Source organism: Vibrio sp. 1249-1 (assembly GCF_033340495.1).
Genome location: NZ_JAWOWJ010000589.1, coordinates 1 through 680, shown reverse-complemented (window position 1 = coordinate 680; position 680 = coordinate 1). Strand labels below are relative to the sequence as shown.

The 680-nt window shown below is 48.5% G+C and carries 1 protein-coding gene; it reads right to left on the bottom strand.

Annotated features, from left to right (window positions below; all coding sequences use genetic code 11):
* Positions 1-74 precede the first annotated feature (74 nt).
* Positions 75-680, bottom strand: a 606-nt coding sequence (locus tag R7Z50_RS27795) for a LysR substrate-binding domain-containing protein (RefSeq protein WP_318149793.1), incomplete at its 5' end; no start/stop codon positions are given.

Genomic DNA, 680 nt, shown 5'->3' with positions numbered 1-680 from the left:
AGATGAGCCAAAAAGGACTATCGACTGTTAAGCTACTCATTTTAACCGCTAAGCGCAAATTGCGTCCGACATTTTTATCTAAGGTGATCGGTTTTTTGCGTGATCATCGTACGCAGCCAATTCAAGGCTGGGTCGTTTTCTCTGTCTCTGTGCCAAAACAGAGTGTAAGCCATGGGCGGGAATTCAAGCGGCAATGGCAAGACCACCAAGTCGAGCTGTTTGGCAGCCAGTTGCACAAAATGGCTCGGCGCGGTAAAGATGAAGTCGGTGTAAGAACACAAGCTGGCGGCACTATTGAAATCTGGAACGGTGACTGCAATATCGCGCTCTGCGCCAATGTCCGCTAAACGATAGTCCAACAACCAACGGTCGTTTCCATCACATCGCACTTGTACGTGACGAAGTGCGAGATACGCTTCGAGGTTCCACTTCTGTTTTAGTGCGGGGTGGTTTTTACGAATGATGCACATCTGATGGTCGCGATAGATTTCGAGTTCGCAAATATCATCCGGTGGCAGTAGGGTAAGCTTTGCGTCATTGATGTCGATGTCTTTACCAGTTAATCCCAAATCCAGCTCACCACGCTGCAACATTTTGAAGGTGTTATCTGACCAAGGATGCGTGCTGATGGTGACGCCGGGTGCCTGTTGAAAAATCGCTGGTAAGAAATGCGGCAAGAT